Source organism: Nesterenkonia aethiopica (assembly GCF_039534665.1).
Lineage (GTDB): Bacteria > Actinomycetota > Actinomycetes > Actinomycetales > Micrococcaceae > Nesterenkonia > Nesterenkonia aethiopica.
Window position 1 is genome coordinate 110607 of record NZ_BAAAVT010000003.1, and the last position, 15349, is coordinate 125955.

The window sequence follows — 15349 nt, forward strand, 5'->3', positions numbered from 1 at the left end:
AGCGTACTATGGCGGAGTGACCCAGCGTCCTCCCATGCTCTCCGCCGATCTGCGCCGGGGCCCCGCGCCCTCCGCCGACGCCGGCCCCGCCCCCTCCGCCGAGGCTCCCTCCGCCGAGGCTCCCTCCGCCGAGGCTCCCTCCGTCGAGGCCGCCTCCGCCGTCGCCCCGGCGGCCGCAACGGGGGAGTACGAGGAGAACCACGCACTCAGCAGCACCGGCCGGCGGGTGGCCGCCACTCGCCGCTGGGTGCTGCGCTTCCAGCGCCTGGTCGTGGCCCTGCTGCTGGGCGGAATCGTCGCCATCGTGCTGCTCTCGGTCTCCACCGGGCCCATCAGCCTGAGCATGAGTGATGCCGGGCGCCTGATCCTCGGGCATCTGATCCCCGGCATGCCGTGGATGAGCGACGGCACCTACACCGGCTTGGAGGATCAGGCGGTCTGGCACTTCCGGCTCCCCCGAGTCCTGCTGGCCCTGATCGGCGGCGCCGGCCTCGCGCTGGCAGGTGCCCTCATGCAGGCGGTGGTGCGCAATCCGCTGGCCGAGCCCTACCTGCTCGGAGTCTCCTCCGGGGCGGGCCTGGGTGCGGTCGCCGTCATCTCCTTCGGCTCGGCGGCTCTGGGCGGGCTGTCGATCTCCCTGGCCGCCTTCGTGGGTGCTCTGGCGGCCACCGGCGCCGTGTTCCTCTGCGCCCGGCAGGACGGCGTGGTGGTCCCCACCCGGCTCATCCTCGCCGGGGTGGCGCTGGGCTCGCTGCTCAGCGCGGTCACCAGCTTCCTGACCCTGACCGGCGACGCCCACCAGGTCTTCTCCGTGATGTTCTTCCTGCTGGGCAGCCTCTCGGCGGCCTCCTTCGGCCAGCTGGTGCTGCCGACGATCGTGCTGGTGGGAGTGCTGGTCTTCGCCGCGCTCAACGCCCGGGGTCTGAACGCGCTGATGGCCGGGGATGAGACCGCCACAGCTCTGGGCGTCAACGTCCATGCCCTGCGACTCGGTTCCCTGGCGTTGGCCGCCCTGCTCACCGCCTCGGTGGTGGCGGTCTGCGGCGGCATCGGCTTCGTCGGGCTGATCATCCCGCACACCGCCCGGCTGCTGGTGGGCTCGGACCACCGGTTGATGCTGCCGGTCGCAGTCCTCGGAGGCGCTCTGTTCCTGGCGGCCGCGGATCTGGCGGCCCGCACCGCCGCCGCACCCACGGAGGTGCCCATCGGGATCTTCACCGCCGCCGTCGGGGCCCCGTTCTTCCTGTGGCTGCTGCGCCCCGGCCGCACTCGTGGGGGTCTGGCCGGCTTGCTGCGCCGCCGTCAGGTGGTGGACGCGTGAACCCCCGGCAGCATGGTCCGGGGGAGGGGCTCCGCTTCGACGGCGTCACCGTGGAGCGCGCCGGGCGCAGGCTGGTCGACGACGTCGGCTTCACCGCGCCGGCGGGCCAGGTCACCGCCCTGGTGGGCCCCAACGGCTCGGGGAAGTCCACCCTGCTGAAGACCGCCTACCGGCTCATCCGCCCCGACGCCGGCGCCGTGAGCCTCGACGGCGAGGACCTGTGGCAGCTGCCGCGGCGGCAGGTGGCCCGGCGGGTCGCCGTCATGGCGCAGGAGGCCCAGGCCGTGGTGGACAGCGCCGGGATGGGCCAGTCCGTGCTGGACATCGTCCTGATGGCGCGCTCCGTGCACCATTCCGGCTTCAGCCCGGACACCGATGCCGACCTGGACGTCGTCGTGCGCAGCCTGGAGACCGCCCGCGCGGGGCACCTGGCGGACCGCGGCTTCGCGGAGCTCTCCGGCGGGGAGAAGCAGCGGGTGCTGCTGGCCCGGGCGCTTGCCCAGGGAGCCGGAACGCTGCTGCTGGACGAACCCACCAACCACCTCGACATCGCCTTCCAGATGGAGCTGCTGCACATCGTCCGGGGTCTCGGCCGCACCGCGGTCGTGGCGGTGCATGACTTGAACCTGGCGCTGGCCTACTGCGACCACGCCGCTGTCCTCTCCTCCGGGCGGCTGGTGGACCACGGCCCCGTGGACCAGGTGCTGACCGCGGGGCAGGTCCGCGATGCGTTCGGCGTGCAGGCCACCACGATGAGACTTCCCGGCGGAGACCAGACCCGCCTGGCCTTCGAGCGCCTGGAGGCGTGAGCCCTGACACGGCCGTGATGCGACCTCGCAGCACGGCCCGACCACCCCTGATCGAAAGGACACCCATGCCGCTGATGACACCGACCCGCCCGACCCTCCTGACGACGTTGCCTGCGTTGCCCGCTGCGCTGTCGAGCACCCGTCTGGGCATCGCCGTGCTCGCCGGCGCGGGTCTGCTGCTGACCGCCTGCGGGACCGGGGTGCAGGGTCCGACGGGGGCCGACGCGGACGGCGGGGTCGACGACGGCGACGCGGCGGTCGTCGACGTGGCTCTGGAGAACTGCGGTCAGGAGATGGAGTTCGACGCCGCACCGCAGCGGGCGGTCGGGATGAGTCCGGCACAGACCGAGCTGCTGGTGCGGCTGGGGCTGGGGGACCAGGTGGTCGGTGTGGCGCAGACCTCCTCCTCCGAGCTGCCCGAGGATGTCAGCGCGCAGCTGGGGGAGGCCGAGGAGCTCAGCGACGACCAGCCGCCGTCGCGGGAGGTGCTGCTGCAGGTGGAGCCGGACTTCGTCTTTGCCCCGACCAGCTACGAGTTCAGCGCGGATCAGGGTTTCGCCAGCATCGCGCAGCTTGCCGACGCCGGCGCGGCGTCCTACATCGCCACCGGCGGCTGCTTCGAGCGCCGCTCCGAGGGCACCGTGGAGGACCTGTTCACCGACATCGAGAACCTCGGGGAGATCTTCGCCGCCGAGGAGGCGGCCGAGGAGCTCATCGACGACGGCCGGGACCGCCTCCAGGGCGCCGCTGAGCTGAGCGACGGGGCCGAGCCGCTGAGCGTGGCGCAGGTCTACGTGGAAGGGGACACGCTCTCCGTGGTGGGCGGTGGTGTGGAGTACGACATCATCGCCCAGGCCGGAGGGGACAATGTCTTCTCCCCGGATGAGGACCAGTTCGACTCCTTCGTCTTCGCCCAGATCAGCGCCGAGGAGCTGGCCGCCCGGGACCCGGAGGCGATCGTCTTCGGCGTCGAGGACACCGCTCATGAGGAAACCACCCGGGAGTATTTCGCGCAGAATCACTCAGAGGTCCAGGCCGTCCAGGAGGACCGGCTGATCCCGGTGCCGAACCACCACCTGTTCCCCGGCTCGCTGCAGAACATCGACGCCGTGGAGCGCGTGGCGGACGGGCTGTACGGGGGCTGACGGCGCCTCGGGGCGGCGGGAGAGCACCCGACGGAAGCGTCTCGGTGCGCCCCCTGCATCGTGCTCGGCCCGTGGGCCGGGGCCCTCGCAGATCCCCGATCGACCGTCCTCACAGGGCAACGACGCGGTCCGCGCCCGCCACCGTGCTGGCCCGGTGCGAGACCGTCAGCACGGTGCACTCGAGGGAGCGGATCAGGTCGGTGATACCGGTCTCCGTCTCGGCATCGAGGTTGGCGGTGACCTCGTCGAGGATCAGCAGCGCAGGGCGCCGGACCAGGGCTCGGGCCAGGCAGAGCCGAGCGCGCTGACCGCCGGAGAGCCGTAGTCCGGTCTCGCCGAGCTCGTCCTCCAGGCTGATCCACTCATCGGCTCCGACGGCGGTCAGCGCCCCGCGGAGATCCTCCTCCGTCAGCGCCCCCTCCGGCACCCCCGATCGCAGGTTCTGCGCCACGGTTCCGCGGAAGAGCCGCGACTCCTGATCCACGACCGCCACCCGGGCACGGAGCTCCTCCTCGGGAATCTCCCGTGGCCTCCGGCCCCGTCGGTCCTCGGTCGGGGCGAACAGCGCTGCCTCGCCCGCGCTGGGGCGCCACAGCCCCGCCACGAGATTCACCAGCGTGGTCTTCCCTGCGCCGGAGGGCCCGGTGATGGCCACATGCTCACCGGGATCCACGATCGTCGGTGGGAAGCGCAGCTCCCCACGGCCGGGGTGGCGGTACCGCAGTCCGCTGATCCGCACACCCCAGGCGGTCGGAGCCGCGAGGGTGGAAGCAGCAGCATGCGGCCCGACGTCATCGTGGCCGTGCGCCCGCGGGGCCACGCGGGGAGCGGCAGAGCCGGCGTCGTCGTCGAGCTGTGCGGCCACTCGTGCGGCGGAGGCCCGCAGCGGGTGGAGCTTCCCCAGCGTATCTGCGGCGCCGATCAGCGGGGCCAGGCTCATCATCGCCAGGGTGACCGCGGCGGCCATCAGTTCTGGAGCCACATTCGGCTCCGGCGCAGCGGCATGACGCAGCCCCAGCAGCAGCACCACGAGCAGGGCCGTGACCGTGAGCAGATCGCGGACCCCGGAGGCCAGGCTCTCCAGCAGCGCCGCCCGGCGCCCATGGCGACTGATCCGCCCGGTGCGCCGGGCGGACTCCTCGACGATCTTCTCCGTCAGGGAGAGGCTCAGCACGTCTCGAGCGTTGCCGAGGGCATCGGTGATGAACCGGGACAGCCTGGTCGACTCCTCCTGCTGATCCTGTCCCGCCTGGGTCGAGCGTCGCCGCAGGAGCAGGCTGCTGGACATCAGCACCGCGCCCAGCACCAGCACCACGGCGCCCAGGACGGGGTCCAGCAGCCACAGCGCCGCAGCTCCCACCGCGAAGGTCAGCGCGGCCGAGGCGATTTGGGCGATCGTGTGCGCGTAGAAGAACTCCAGCTTCTCCAGATCGGTCAACGTGGTGGATGCCGCATCGCCGGAATGGGCCTGTCGGCCCTCCATCACGCGAGCTGCGTAGGAGTCGAACAGACGCATCCGCAGCAGGTCCAGCACCCGGTAGGCCAGAGCGTGGGAGACGTCCATCTCATGCCAGGTGAGCAGCGCTCGCACCGCCACCGCGGCCCCCAGGCTCCACCAGAACTCCGACGGCGGCAGGTTCCCGAGCACCACGGCATGGCCCACTCCCCAGGCGCCCATCACGGTGATGGCCATCAGGGAGAGCCAGCCTGCCCAGGAGACCAGGCCGGTCCAGAGCAGCGGAGCCGCCATCGGGCGCAGCAGGCGCAGCAGCACCAGCAGGGGCCGGTCCGGCGTCTCGTCGCCCGCGGCGAGCTCCGGGCGGTGGCGGGTGCTGTCAACGGTGAGGCTCATGCGTCCTCCTCCTGCGGGGCTGCGGCGGCTGCCGGGGTCGGGGCTCGGCCGGGGCGGAGCCGGCCGTTCTCGAGGATCCGATGGTCGTCCGCGACCTGTGCGACGTCCTCGCGGTGGCTGATGATCAGCACGATCCGTCCGGCCGCGCGCTCGCGGAGTCGGGACAGCACGGCCCCGGCGGTGTCCTCGTCGAGGGCGCTGGTCGGCTCATCCATGAGGATCATCGGCCGATCGGCCAGATAGGCCCGGGCGATGGCCACCCGCTGGGCCTGGCCCCGAGAGAGCGACGTGCCGCCCTCAGTGATCGGCGTGCTCAGACCCTCGGGCAGCACGCGGAGGAGGCCGCCAAGTCCGGCGTCGTGACAGGCGGCCAGCAGCGTCGCCTCGTCGACGCCGTCCGGCGCCGCCAGGCGCAGGTTCTCCCGCAACGTGCCGGAGAACAGCGACGGATTCTGGGACACCACGGCGATCTCCTCCGGCCGGGGCCGGCGTCCGGCCAGCGTCACCGTGCCTGACGTAGGTCTCAGCAGGCCCAGGATGATGTCGAAGACCGTGGACTTCCCGGCCCCTGACGCCCCGGAGATCACCGTGATCCGGCCCGGCTCGATGACGGCGTCGGCACCGCAGAGCACCGGGGCGACGGTCTGGGGGTACTGGTGATGGACGTCCTTGAGACGCAGCGCACCAGGTGTCGGCCCGGGACGCGCGGTCGGCGCTCCGGCGGGCCCGTCGACGGCCGCCGTGCCGGTGGGGGGCTCAGCATCGGTCCCCGACACGTCACCCTGCGCGGTCCCGGCGGCGGCGAAGGCGCCGTGCTCGCGCAGCGCGCTCACGGCGGAGAGCCCCAGGAACCCGGCGTGCCACTGCTGGGAGACGTCACGGATGGGTCGGAAGGTCTCCGAGGCCAGCATCAGCATCGCGAAGATCCGAAGCGGCTCCTCGGCGACAGCGGCCAGCGGGGTGGCCAGCACTCCCTGCGGCTCGACTCCGGCTGCGGTGAGGATCGTCAGGGCGGCGGCGGTCGCCGTGCCCGCCTGGATCATCAGATCCAGGATCCCGGTCTCTCCCAGGGAGGCGCGCATGGTGCGCACGGTCTCCCGGTGCAGTCGGGCCGAGCGCGCGCTGAGCGCCCGGCGACGCCCCGGCACGGCGCCGAGAAGCTGCAGGGTGCGCATGCCCTGCAGGGACTCCTGGACGTCGGCGCTGAGCTCGTCGTAGGACTCCCAGCGTTCGTGGGAGCGGTGCGCCATCCATCGGTTGAAGGCCCGCGGTGCCCCGACGGCGGCCACCACGAAGACTCCCAGCGCGCCGGCGACGGCGGGGGAGAGCGCCGCCATGGCCAGCACCAGCAGTGGGCAGAGCAGGGCCACCTGCGCCACGTGGGGCAGGTATCGAGTGAGGTAGGTGTCCACGCCTTCCACGGCATCCACCGCGGTCAGCCGTGCCGAGCCGGCCCGGCTGCGCACGTCATGGAGCCGTTCGGGCGCCAGGATCCGCCGCAGCACGCGGGCCCGCATCTGCTGGCGGATCGTGGTGCCCAGTGCGGAGACCAGGTGCTGCTGAAGCTGGCGCAGCAGGAGCCTCGCGACGGCGGCCGCGGCCAGGACGGCCAGGCACATGGCGCCGAGGCCTGGGCGCGCCTGCACCGCTGCGGTCAGTGCGCCGGCCAGAGCCACGGCCTGGGCCACGTATGTGAGCGAGACGCCCACCAGCGCTGCTGTCAGCCGGCTGAGGCCGCGGGGGTGGCCTCGTGCCAACCTGGTCAGCTCAGGGACGATCATCATGGGGCTCACCTCGGGGCGTGGACATCTTCCCCAGTCTAATGCGAATCATGTGCAATAAATGGTCGACGTCGGGAGGCGAGCCATTCCACCTGTCGCGAACGTGACGACGTCCCAGGTGCCGTTGTCAGGCACTGGCAGTACCCTGGTGCGCTAGGTGTACCCCCTTGTGTCTGACGGAGCTGCATGAACTTGAAGAAGATCTTCACCGGTCCGCTGTTCTGGATCCTCCTGGCGGTGGCGGCGCTGCTCATCGTGGTGCCCATGCTGTTCTCCTCGGGCCAGACCGGCGCCCGCGTGGACACCAATGTGGGCATGGAGCTCATCGCCGACGGCCAGGTCTCGGAGGCCAGGATCGACGACGGCGACCACCGCGTGGACCTGCATCTGACCGAGCCCTATGAGCAGGAGGGGGAGGAGCTCGGCGACGTCGTCCACTTCCACTTCTCGCAGGCGCGGGCTGAGACCGTCGTCGATGCGATCGCCGAGGCGGACCTGGAGGGCTACACGGACGAGCCGGAGCAGTCGAACTGGCTGCTTTCGCTGCTGAGCTTCATGATCCCCTTCCTGCTGATTGCCCTGCTGTTCATCTGGTTGATCACCCGCATGTCCGGCGGCAACTCGCGGGTCATGCAGTTCGGCAAGTCCAAGGCCAAGATGTTCGACAAGGACGTGCCGCAGGTGACCTTCCGCGACGTCGCCGGAGCTGAGGAAGCTGTGGAGGAGCTCCACGAGATCAAGGAGTTCCTCTCCGAGCCGGAGAAGTTCCAGCGCCTGGGCGCGAAGATCCCCAAGGGCGTTCTGCTCTACGGTCCGCCCGGTACCGGCAAGACGCTGCTGGCCAAAGCCGTGGCCGGTGAGGCCGGCGGCGCCTTCTACTCGATCTCCGGCTCCGACTTCGTGGAGATGTTCGTCGGCGTCGGCGCCTCCCGGGTGCGTGACCTGTTCAAGCAGGCCAAGGAGAACTCTCCGGCGATCATCTTCGTGGATGAGATCGACGCCGTCGGCCGCCAGCGCGGCGCCGGCGTGGGCGGCGGCAATGACGAGCGCGAGCAGACCCTGAACCAGCTGCTGGTGGAGATGGACGGCTTCGAGGCGAATGCGAACATCATCGTCATCGCCGCCACCAACCGCCCGGACGTCCTGGACCCCGCCCTGCTGCGCCCGGGGCGCTTCGACCGGCAGATCCCCGTGGAGGCCCCCGACTTCGCCGGTCGCCGGTCCATCCTCGAGGTCCACGCCAAGGGCAAGCCCATGGTGGAGGACCTGGATCTGGAGTCCATCGCTCGCAAGACCCCGGGGTACACGGGTGCGGATCTCGCGAACGTGCTCAACGAGGCGGCCCTGCTGACCGCCCGGTCCAACGCCGACCTCATCGACGACCGCGCCGTGGACGAGGCCATCGACCGCGTGATGGCCGGCCCGCAGAAGCGCACCCGGCTGATGAAGGACCACGAGCGCCGGGTCACCGCCTACCACGAGGGCGGCCACGCCCTGGTCGCCGCCGCCCTGAACTACTCGGCCCCGGTCACTAAGATCACCATCCTGCCGCGCGGCCGCGCCCTGGGCTACACCATGGTGGTCCCGGAGGATGACAAATACTCCACCACCCGCAACGAGCTGCTGGACCAGATCTCCTATGCCATGGGTGGTCGGGTCGCCGAGGAGATCGTGTTCCACGACCCCTCCACGGGGGCGGCCAACGACATCCAGAAGGCCACCGACACGGCACGGAAGATGGTCACCGACTACGGCATGAGCGCCAGGGTGGGGTCCGTGAAGCTCGGGTCCGGGGACACCAGTCCGTTCCTGGGCCGGGAGATGGCCACCGGCAAGGAGTACTCCGAGGAGCTGGCGGCGATCGTCGACGCCGAGGTCCGCGCCATCATCGAGGAGGCGCACGACGAGGCCTACTGGGCGCTCACGGAGAACCGACACGTGCTGGACCGACTGGCCGAGGAGCTGCTCCGCGTGGAGACCCTCAATGCCCACGAGGTCGCGGCGATCTTCCATGACGTGAGGAAGCGACCGCATCGGCAGGTCTGGGAGTCCTCCCCGGAACGGCCCATCATCATCACCTCCGAGACCGTCGCGGATTCGCCCGATCCTGCTGACGGGGAGTTCATCGGCACCGAGCCCGGCGAGGCCGCCGGTGAGACGGCTCGCGAGACGGCCGACGAGACCTCTGAGGCCGGGGAGGACGTCCGATGAGCAGCACGATCACCACCCCTGGCAGCCCTGATCTGCCGCAGGACGCTCCGGTGGACCTGCCGCGCATCGAGGCCGCCGTGCGGGAGATCCTGGTCGCCGTCGGCGAGGATCCGGAGCGGGACGGCCTGAAGGACACCCCGGGGAGGGTGGCGCGGGCCTATCAGGAGGCCTTCCGGGGCCTGCATGAGGACCCTGCCGAGCTGCTGGGCACCACCTTCGACATCGGCCATGAGGAGCTCGTCCTCGTCCGCGACATCCCGTTCTACTCCATGTGCGAGCACCACCTGGTGCCGTTCTTCGGCCACGCGCACATCGGCTACATCCCGTCGGCCGACGGAAAAGTCACCGGGCTGAGCAAGCTGGCGCGCCTGGTGGACATCTTCGCCAAGCGCCCCCAGGTGCAGGAGAACCTCACCACGGAGGTGGTCGAGGCGCTCATGGCGCACCTGGAGCCGCTGGGCGCGATCGTCGTCGTCGAATGCGAGCACCTGTGCATGTCCATGCGCGGGGTCTCGAAGCCCGGCGCGAAGACCATCACCTCAGCGGTGCGCGGACAGCTCCGTGACGCCGCGACCCGATCGGAGGCCATGAGCCTCATCCTGCACCGCTGAGCATCGCCCGCGCCGCCCCCGACGATGGGGTGCGGACGCGGACGGCGAGCCCTGACCAGGGCGGCCCGGCGGCACACCACCCAAGGAGGACCCTGATGGACACCATGGGCGCAGCCCCGGGCACAGGCCCGAACACCGGACCCGTGAGCGTGGTCCGCCGCGCGGCGGCGAAGAAGACGGTGGCAGACCTGCCCACCGACAGGACCCTGGTGATGGGCATCCTGAACGTCACCCCGGACTCGTTCTCCGACGGCGGCCGGTTCGTGGCCCCGCCGGACACGGTGGTCGACCACGAGTCCGCCGTCCACGCGGGACTCTCGCAGCACTATGCGGGCGCGGACATCGTTGACGTCGGCGGAGAGTCCACCCGACCCGGCGCCGACCCCGTGGAGCCGGAGGAGGAGCAGCGCCGCATCCTCCCGGTGCTGGAGGCGCTGTTCACCGGTGGCGCGGTGGTCTCGGTGGACACCCGCCACCCCTCCACCGCTGCGGCGGCGATCGCGGCGGCCCCCGGGCCGGAGCACCTGATCATCAACGACGTCTCGGGGATGGTGACCGCCGCGGAGATGCCGCAGGTCGTCGCCGACGGCGGCGTGCGGGTCATCATCACGCACAACCGGGGCGATGCGCAGACCATGCAGTCCCGCGCGCAGTACGACGACGTGGTCGCCGAGGTGGTCGCCGAGCTGCAGCAGATCCGCGACCGCTACCTCGACGCCGGGGTCCCGGCGGAGAGGATCATTCTGGATCCGGGCATCGGCTTCGCGAAGACCGCCGCCCAGAGCTGGGAGCTGCTGCGCCACCTGGACCGCATCGTGGCCCTGGGGCATCCGGTTCTGCTGGGCGTCTCCCGGAAGGGCTTCCTGGGCGAACTGCTGGCCCGCTCCGGCGCCCCGCGCGAGGCTCAGGGGCGGGACGCCGCCACGCTGGCCCTGAACGCCCTGGCGGCCCAGGCCGGCGTCTGGGCCGTGCGTGTCCACGACGTCGAGCCGACGGTAGACGCGATGAAGGCGGTCGGCGCCCTGCGGCGGGCCTGAGCGCCGTCCGGAGGCCGGCGACGGCGGCCCTCCGGTCTCCACGGGTGTTCGTCGGCCTCCGATGTTTTCCTCGGCGCCATGAACCTCATTATGAAGCACTCTTTTCATAAAAATAGCGACGTGGGCCACCCCGTCGATTCGGGCATCTGAGCGCCGAGAGGGTCTGCGTCTTCCCGCAGTCGCCTCAGATGTCATGGCGGCGTGGCAGCTGTCGCGTTTCAGTCCATCGATTCCGGGTGAGGCGCCGGGGGTTGCGGTGAGATGCCGTCTCGACAGGGCGTCGACCCCTGTGGTTACTGGGGAGTCGGGGTTCGTCACCTTCGGTCACGGAGGGGGTTTCTGGTGATACCCGAGGCGGTGATGCTCAAGCGCTTCAGGACTTGCCTGGCCCGGATGGCTGTCGTGAACGGGCGTGGTGCAGACTGCATCGGCATCTCCAAGCCTCTTGACTGACCTGACGATGGTTGCATAGTGTCACCTTCGGAGGGGAATCCTCACCGGGGGGCTTGATTCCAGCACCTGTATGGCATTGATGGCATGTCAAGACTGCTTGATGAGCCCTTCGGAATGCGAAAGAAAGGGCATCACAATGACTAGCAGGTTCGCGGACGTCAGCCGGAGATGGCTGAAGACCGCAGCGACGACGGCGGCCACCTCCGCGCTCGTCATCGGCGGCGGCATCGCCACGGCGGCCGCCGGACACGCCGCCAATGACCATGACGGGCACGATGGACACGATGGGCACGAGGGCGGTGACGCCTGCGAGTTCTTCCTGGAGCACATGTGGGCCAACGAGGACGGCATTCCGCTGCTCGGAAGCTTCGCCCACGTGAACGAGTACCACACCGATCCCGCCTACGAGAACCTGGTCCTCTCGCTAGCGAGCGGCGCCATCGGGAACTCCGAGATGCCGATCATCGACATCTACGGCGGGCCCCTGGGCTGGATTCCCGTCTTCAACCCCTCGCACGTCAAGGGCCACAACACCGACTACGTCACGCTGCTGACCTCTTGCGGCGGCATCGGCATCCCGCTGGACAGCAATGATCTGACTGCGTTGGACGTGCCCTCGGCGGACGAGCTGGCGGACCTGTCGGACCTGATCATCCCGGGACTGCCCACCCCGGAGATGCTGACCTCGGACTACCTGTGGGAGACCACTGACGCCTCCGCCATCCTGGACCGGGTCACTCCGGAGACGCTGCTCAACCTGGAGGAGTACGTCGGGTTCGCCGGGGACCACTTCGACACCTGGCGGCTCCTGTGGGAGACCGCGCTGGACGATGTGACTAGCGGGAACCCCACCGGGACCCTGGAGCTGCTGCAGATCACCGAGAACATCAACACCCTGCAGTCGCTCTCCGACGTCGTCGGCGACGACGCCCTGGGTGACCTCCTCGGGGAGGGCGACCTCGGCGAGCTCCTCGACGCCGGTGACCTGGAGAGCATCCTGGAGCTGGACGGGCTCCTGGACGAGAGCGGCCTCGGCGGTCTCCTCGACGCCGGTGAGCTGGACGGCCTGCTGGAGCTCGAGGGCCTGCTCGACGAGGGTGGTCTGGACGGAGTCCTGGATGAGGGCGGTCTTGACGGCCTCGTCGGTGACGGCGGACTGGAGGACCTGCTGAGCCAGGACGGACTGGACGGCCTGCTGGAGCTCGAGGGCCTGCTCGACGAGGGCGGCGTGGAAGGCCTGCTGGGCGGACTCGGTCTGGACGGCCTGCTCGACGGTCTCCTCGGCGGCGACGACGGTCTCCTCGGCAGCGGCGGCCTCGGCGGCCTACTGGGCGGCGGAGGCGACTCCGGCGACACCGACGGCGATGCCTCCGTCACCACCGAGTACACCGTGCTGCTGGGCGGCACCGAGTCCTCCGGGCTGGGCCAGTGCGACGGCACCCTGACCGGCAATTCGCTGACGGTCAACTGCCTCTACGCCGGCACCACCTCGGACGTCACCGGCGTGACCCTGCACACCGGCGGCAGCGACCTCGAGCTGACGGCCACCGGCGGCACCAGCGGCGCAGCCGGCGGCAGCTTCGAACTGACCGACGAGCAGGTCGCCGCGCTGCAGGCCGGTGACGCAACCGTCACCATGACCACCACCGGTTCGGCCGGGGGTGAGCTCAGCGGCAACGTCTCGCAGTGCGGCTGACTCGCTGAGCCCTCAGGTCCGGTGACGTGACCTGACCAGTGCACAGGGGGTGGATCCCCGGGGGAATCCCGGAGTTCCACCCCCTTGTTCTGTCCTCGTCGGTTCTGTGCTCGTCGGCGCCAGTCCTATGCTCGTCGGGGTCGATGATGCGGCGCGGGTTCAGGATCGGCCCGGAATGGGAGAAGGTAGAGGCATGCGCAGCGACATGATCCGCCTGACGGGCGTCACCGCCGTCGGCCATCACGGGGTCTTCGAGTTCGAGAGGCGGCAGGGCCAGCCCTTCCGTGTGGACGCCGAGCTCGCGGTGGACCTGAGGGCGGCCGGCCGTTCTGACGCTCTGGAGGACACGGTCTCCTACGTGGACATCGCGGAGCGCATCGAAGCGGCCATCACCGGGGAACCCTATGACCTCATCGAGGCGCTGGCCCAGAAGATCGCTGCCGACGTCCTCTCCGCCGATCATCGCATCGAGGCGGCGAGCATCACCGTCCACAAGCCGGAGGCGCCTCTGGAGCAGAGCTTCGCCGACGTCGCGGTCACGGTCCACCGGACCCGCGCTGAGCTGCAGGGCGGACGGATCCTCACCCGCACCGCGGCCGTCGGCGGCTATGACACCGTCTCCCTCGCCGACCAGGCCGACGCGGCCGAAGCCGGCGACCAGCACGCCTCTCCCTCGGCGCGGCGCGGCGCCGGGTCCCATGGCGTGGGTCGTGGGTCTGCCCTCCGCGACCCGGACCTGCCCGCGAGCTTCCCGGTGCGCGCCGTGCTCGCGCTGGGCTCCAACCTGGGCGACTCGGCGCAGATCCTCGACGACGCCGTCGCCGCCCTGGACGGGTCCGATCAGGTGGACGTCCTGAACACCTCTCCTCGCGCGCTCACCGCCCCAGTGGGCGGGCCCGTCGGGCAGCCCGACTTCCTCAACCAGGTGGTGGAGGTGGAGACCTCCCTGTCGCCCCACGCCCTGCTCGACGTCGCCCAGCGGATCGAGGCGGAGCACCACCGCACCCGCGAGGTCCGCTGGGGCCCGCGCACCCTCGATGTCGACATCATCACCTACGCCGGGGCGCATGTGGACTCACCCCGGCTGACCGTGCCCCATCCGCGGGCCGCCGAGCGCGCCTTCGTGCTGCTGCCGTGGTCCTGGATGGACCCCATAGCGCTGCTCGACGGCGTCCCGGTGCGGCAGCTCGCCGCCGAGGCCGCCGACGCCGAGGGCGTGCGCCGGGAGGTGGCGCCATGACCAGGCTGCAGCCCATGTGGCTGATGATCATCGCCGGCGCTTCGGCGCTGGTCGGACTCGTGGCCACCGTGCTCATGGTGACCCGAGGTTTCGGCTCCCCCGTGCTGGCCCCGGTCTCGCTGATCACCCTGGGCGGCATCGGGCTGGTGGTCCTGGGCCTGGGTATGGTGGTGTGGTGGGACCAGCGCGGCCTGGAGAAGGACGCTGACCAGGCGCGACGCGACGGTGAGCGACAGGACGCGGACCGGCGCTCCGGGAGACGGGGACCGCGGCGCGGGCGACGTCTGCACCCGCTGGAGGCCGCCCGCGTGGTGGTCGCCGCGCAGGCCTGCGGATATGCGGGTGCGGTGATCGCCGGCTGGCACGCCGGCGTGCTGATCGACCTGGGTCCCACGGCGGGCCTCGCCGCGCCGAACGCCCACGCGGCGCTGCTGATGATCATCGGCGGCCTGGTGTGGGTGATCATCGGGTTCGTGGTGGAGCAGCTCTGCCGCCTCCCGCCGAATCGCGGCGACGACGGCGGAGGGCCCGTCCGGCGGCCCCGCCGTGACTTCGGTCAGGAGCCCGGGACTGCAGGCGGGGCGGCACGCGAAGCCGCTCCTGATGTCGGATCCACCTATGGACACGCGCTGCGCGGCCCGCGCCGCGCCCACGCACGAACTGAGGAGGGACATGCCGGCGGAACCCATTGACCCGGCGGGAGTGACCTGGACCCGGGTCGACGAGCGGTACATCACGGTGCGCATGATCTCCGCGGTGATCGGATGGGCGGTGACGCTGCTGATCATCGCCGTGCCTGTCGTGCTCGACCTGGCAGACGTGATCAGCCTGCCCCTGTGGCTGGTGCTGGTGGTCGTCATCGGTGCGATCCTCTGGGCAGCCGCCGATCTGATCCTCATCCCGCGCCGCATCCGCGCCATCGGGTACCACGAGCGCGCCGATGACCTGCTCATCCGCCGCGGTCTGCTGTTCCAGAAGGTGGTGGCCGTCCCGTACGGCCGCCTGCAGTATGTGGACATCGAGGCCGGGCCGCTGATGCGCCACTTCCACGTGTGCACCGTGCAGCTGAAGACCGCCTCCGCCGGGACCGACGCCGTCATCCCCGGAGCCCACCGGGACGAGGGGGCCCGGCTGCGCGAAGAGCTGCCGGCCCGCGGCCAGGCCCGCCTGGCCGGCCTGTGAGGGGGCGAGAG

12 protein-coding genes are annotated in these 15349 nt (G+C 70.8%); 10 read left to right on the forward strand and 2 right to left on the reverse strand.

Features of this window, described 5'->3' with window-relative positions:
- The first annotated feature begins 16 nt into the window (after positions 1-16).
- From ABD658_RS02935 to ABD658_RS02945, 3 genes are all read left to right on the forward strand, one after another.
- Positions 17-1321, forward strand: coding sequence for a FecCD family ABC transporter permease (locus tag ABD658_RS02935; protein WP_344685064.1), 1305 nt, complete (start codon positions 17-19; stop codon positions 1319-1321).
- Entirely contained in the window at positions 1318-2130 is an 813-nt protein-coding gene (locus ABD658_RS02940) for an ABC transporter ATP-binding protein (RefSeq protein WP_344685062.1), read from the forward strand. Before ABD658_RS02935 ends, ABD658_RS02940 begins: the two co-directional genes overlap by 4 nt.
- A gap of 65 nt (positions 2131-2195) precedes the next feature.
- Positions 2196-3275: an ABC transporter substrate-binding protein gene (locus tag ABD658_RS02945; protein WP_344685060.1), complete on the forward strand. Its 1080-nt coding sequence runs from the start codon at positions 2196-2198 to the stop codon at positions 3273-3275.
- 109 nt (positions 3276-3384) lie between these two features.
- Here the strand turns inward: ABD658_RS02945 and ABD658_RS02950 are convergent, their stop codons facing one another.
- Both ABD658_RS02950 and ABD658_RS02955 read right to left on the reverse strand, forming a co-directional pair.
- Complete coding sequence (locus tag ABD658_RS02950) at positions 3385-5127, reverse strand: ATP-binding cassette domain-containing protein (RefSeq protein ID WP_344685058.1); 1743 nt, start codon at positions 5125-5127, stop codon at positions 3385-3387.
- Positions 5124-6911 (reverse strand): ATP-binding cassette domain-containing protein, encoded by a 1788-nt coding sequence (locus tag ABD658_RS02955; protein ID WP_344685056.1) that lies wholly within the window; start codon positions 6909-6911, stop codon positions 5124-5126. The genes ABD658_RS02950 and ABD658_RS02955 overlap by 4 nt, the downstream gene beginning before the upstream one ends.
- Positions 6912-7094: 183 nt before the next feature.
- Between ABD658_RS02955 and ftsH the strand changes: the two genes are divergently transcribed.
- From ftsH to ABD658_RS02990, 7 genes are all read left to right on the forward strand, one after another.
- Complete coding sequence (gene ftsH, locus ABD658_RS02960) at positions 7095-9119, forward strand: ATP-dependent zinc metalloprotease FtsH (protein ID WP_344685054.1); 2025 nt, start codon at positions 7095-7097, stop codon at positions 9117-9119.
- Positions 9116-9730 (forward strand): GTP cyclohydrolase I FolE, encoded by a 615-nt coding sequence (folE, locus tag ABD658_RS02965; protein WP_311025479.1) that lies wholly within the window; start codon positions 9116-9118, stop codon positions 9728-9730. The genes ftsH and folE overlap by 4 nt, the downstream gene beginning before the upstream one ends.
- 95 nt (positions 9731-9825) lie before the next feature.
- Complete coding sequence (folP, locus tag ABD658_RS02970; protein WP_344685051.1) at positions 9826-10767, forward strand: dihydropteroate synthase; 942 nt, start codon at positions 9826-9828, stop codon at positions 10765-10767.
- Positions 10768-11356: 589 nt separating this feature from the next.
- Positions 11357-12916, forward strand: coding sequence for a hypothetical protein (locus ABD658_RS02975; protein WP_344685049.1), 1560 nt, complete (start codon positions 11357-11359; stop codon positions 12914-12916).
- A 193-nt stretch (positions 12917-13109) separates the two neighbouring features.
- On the forward strand, positions 13110-14156 hold the full coding sequence (gene folK, locus ABD658_RS02980; protein WP_344685047.1) for a 2-amino-4-hydroxy-6-hydroxymethyldihydropteridine diphosphokinase: 1047 nt from the start codon (positions 13110-13112) through the stop codon (positions 14154-14156).
- Positions 14153-14848, forward strand: a complete 696-nt coding sequence (locus ABD658_RS02985) for a DUF3180 domain-containing protein (protein WP_311025475.1) — start codon at positions 14153-14155, stop codon at positions 14846-14848. The genes folK and ABD658_RS02985 overlap by 4 nt, the downstream gene beginning before the upstream one ends.
- Positions 14829-15338: a PH domain-containing protein gene (locus ABD658_RS02990; RefSeq protein ID WP_344685044.1), complete on the forward strand. Its 510-nt coding sequence runs from the start codon at positions 14829-14831 to the stop codon at positions 15336-15338. Before ABD658_RS02985 ends, ABD658_RS02990 begins: the two co-directional genes overlap by 20 nt.
- Positions 15339-15349: the final 11 nt, after the last annotated feature.

Coding starts and splice junctions, on each gene's coding strand:
- ABD658_RS02975 (WP_344685049.1), top strand. CDS start 11,357: ATGACTAGCAGGTTCGCGGACGTCAGCCGGAGATGGCTGAAGACCGCA.
- ABD658_RS02990 (WP_344685044.1), top strand. CDS start 14,829: ATGCCGGCGGAACCCATTGACCCGGCGGGAGTGACCTGGACCCGGGTC.
- folK (WP_344685047.1), top strand. CDS start 13,110: ATGCGCAGCGACATGATCCGCCTGACGGGCGTCACCGCCGTCGGCCAT.
- ABD658_RS02945 (WP_344685060.1), top strand. CDS start 2,196: ATGCCGCTGATGACACCGACCCGCCCGACCCTCCTGACGACGTTGCCT.
- folE (WP_311025479.1), top strand. CDS start 9,116: ATGAGCAGCACGATCACCACCCCTGGCAGCCCTGATCTGCCGCAGGAC.
- ABD658_RS02985 (WP_311025475.1), top strand. CDS start 14,153: ATGACCAGGCTGCAGCCCATGTGGCTGATGATCATCGCCGGCGCTTCG.
- ftsH (WP_344685054.1), top strand. CDS start 7,095: ATGAACTTGAAGAAGATCTTCACCGGTCCGCTGTTCTGGATCCTCCTG.
- ABD658_RS02950 (WP_344685058.1), bottom strand. CDS start 5,127: ATGAGCCTCACCGTTGACAGCACCCGCCACCGCCCGGAGCTCGCCGCG.
- ABD658_RS02955 (WP_344685056.1), bottom strand. CDS start 6,911: ATGATGATCGTCCCTGAGCTGACCAGGTTGGCACGAGGCCACCCCCGC.
- folP (WP_344685051.1), top strand. CDS start 9,826: ATGGACACCATGGGCGCAGCCCCGGGCACAGGCCCGAACACCGGACCC.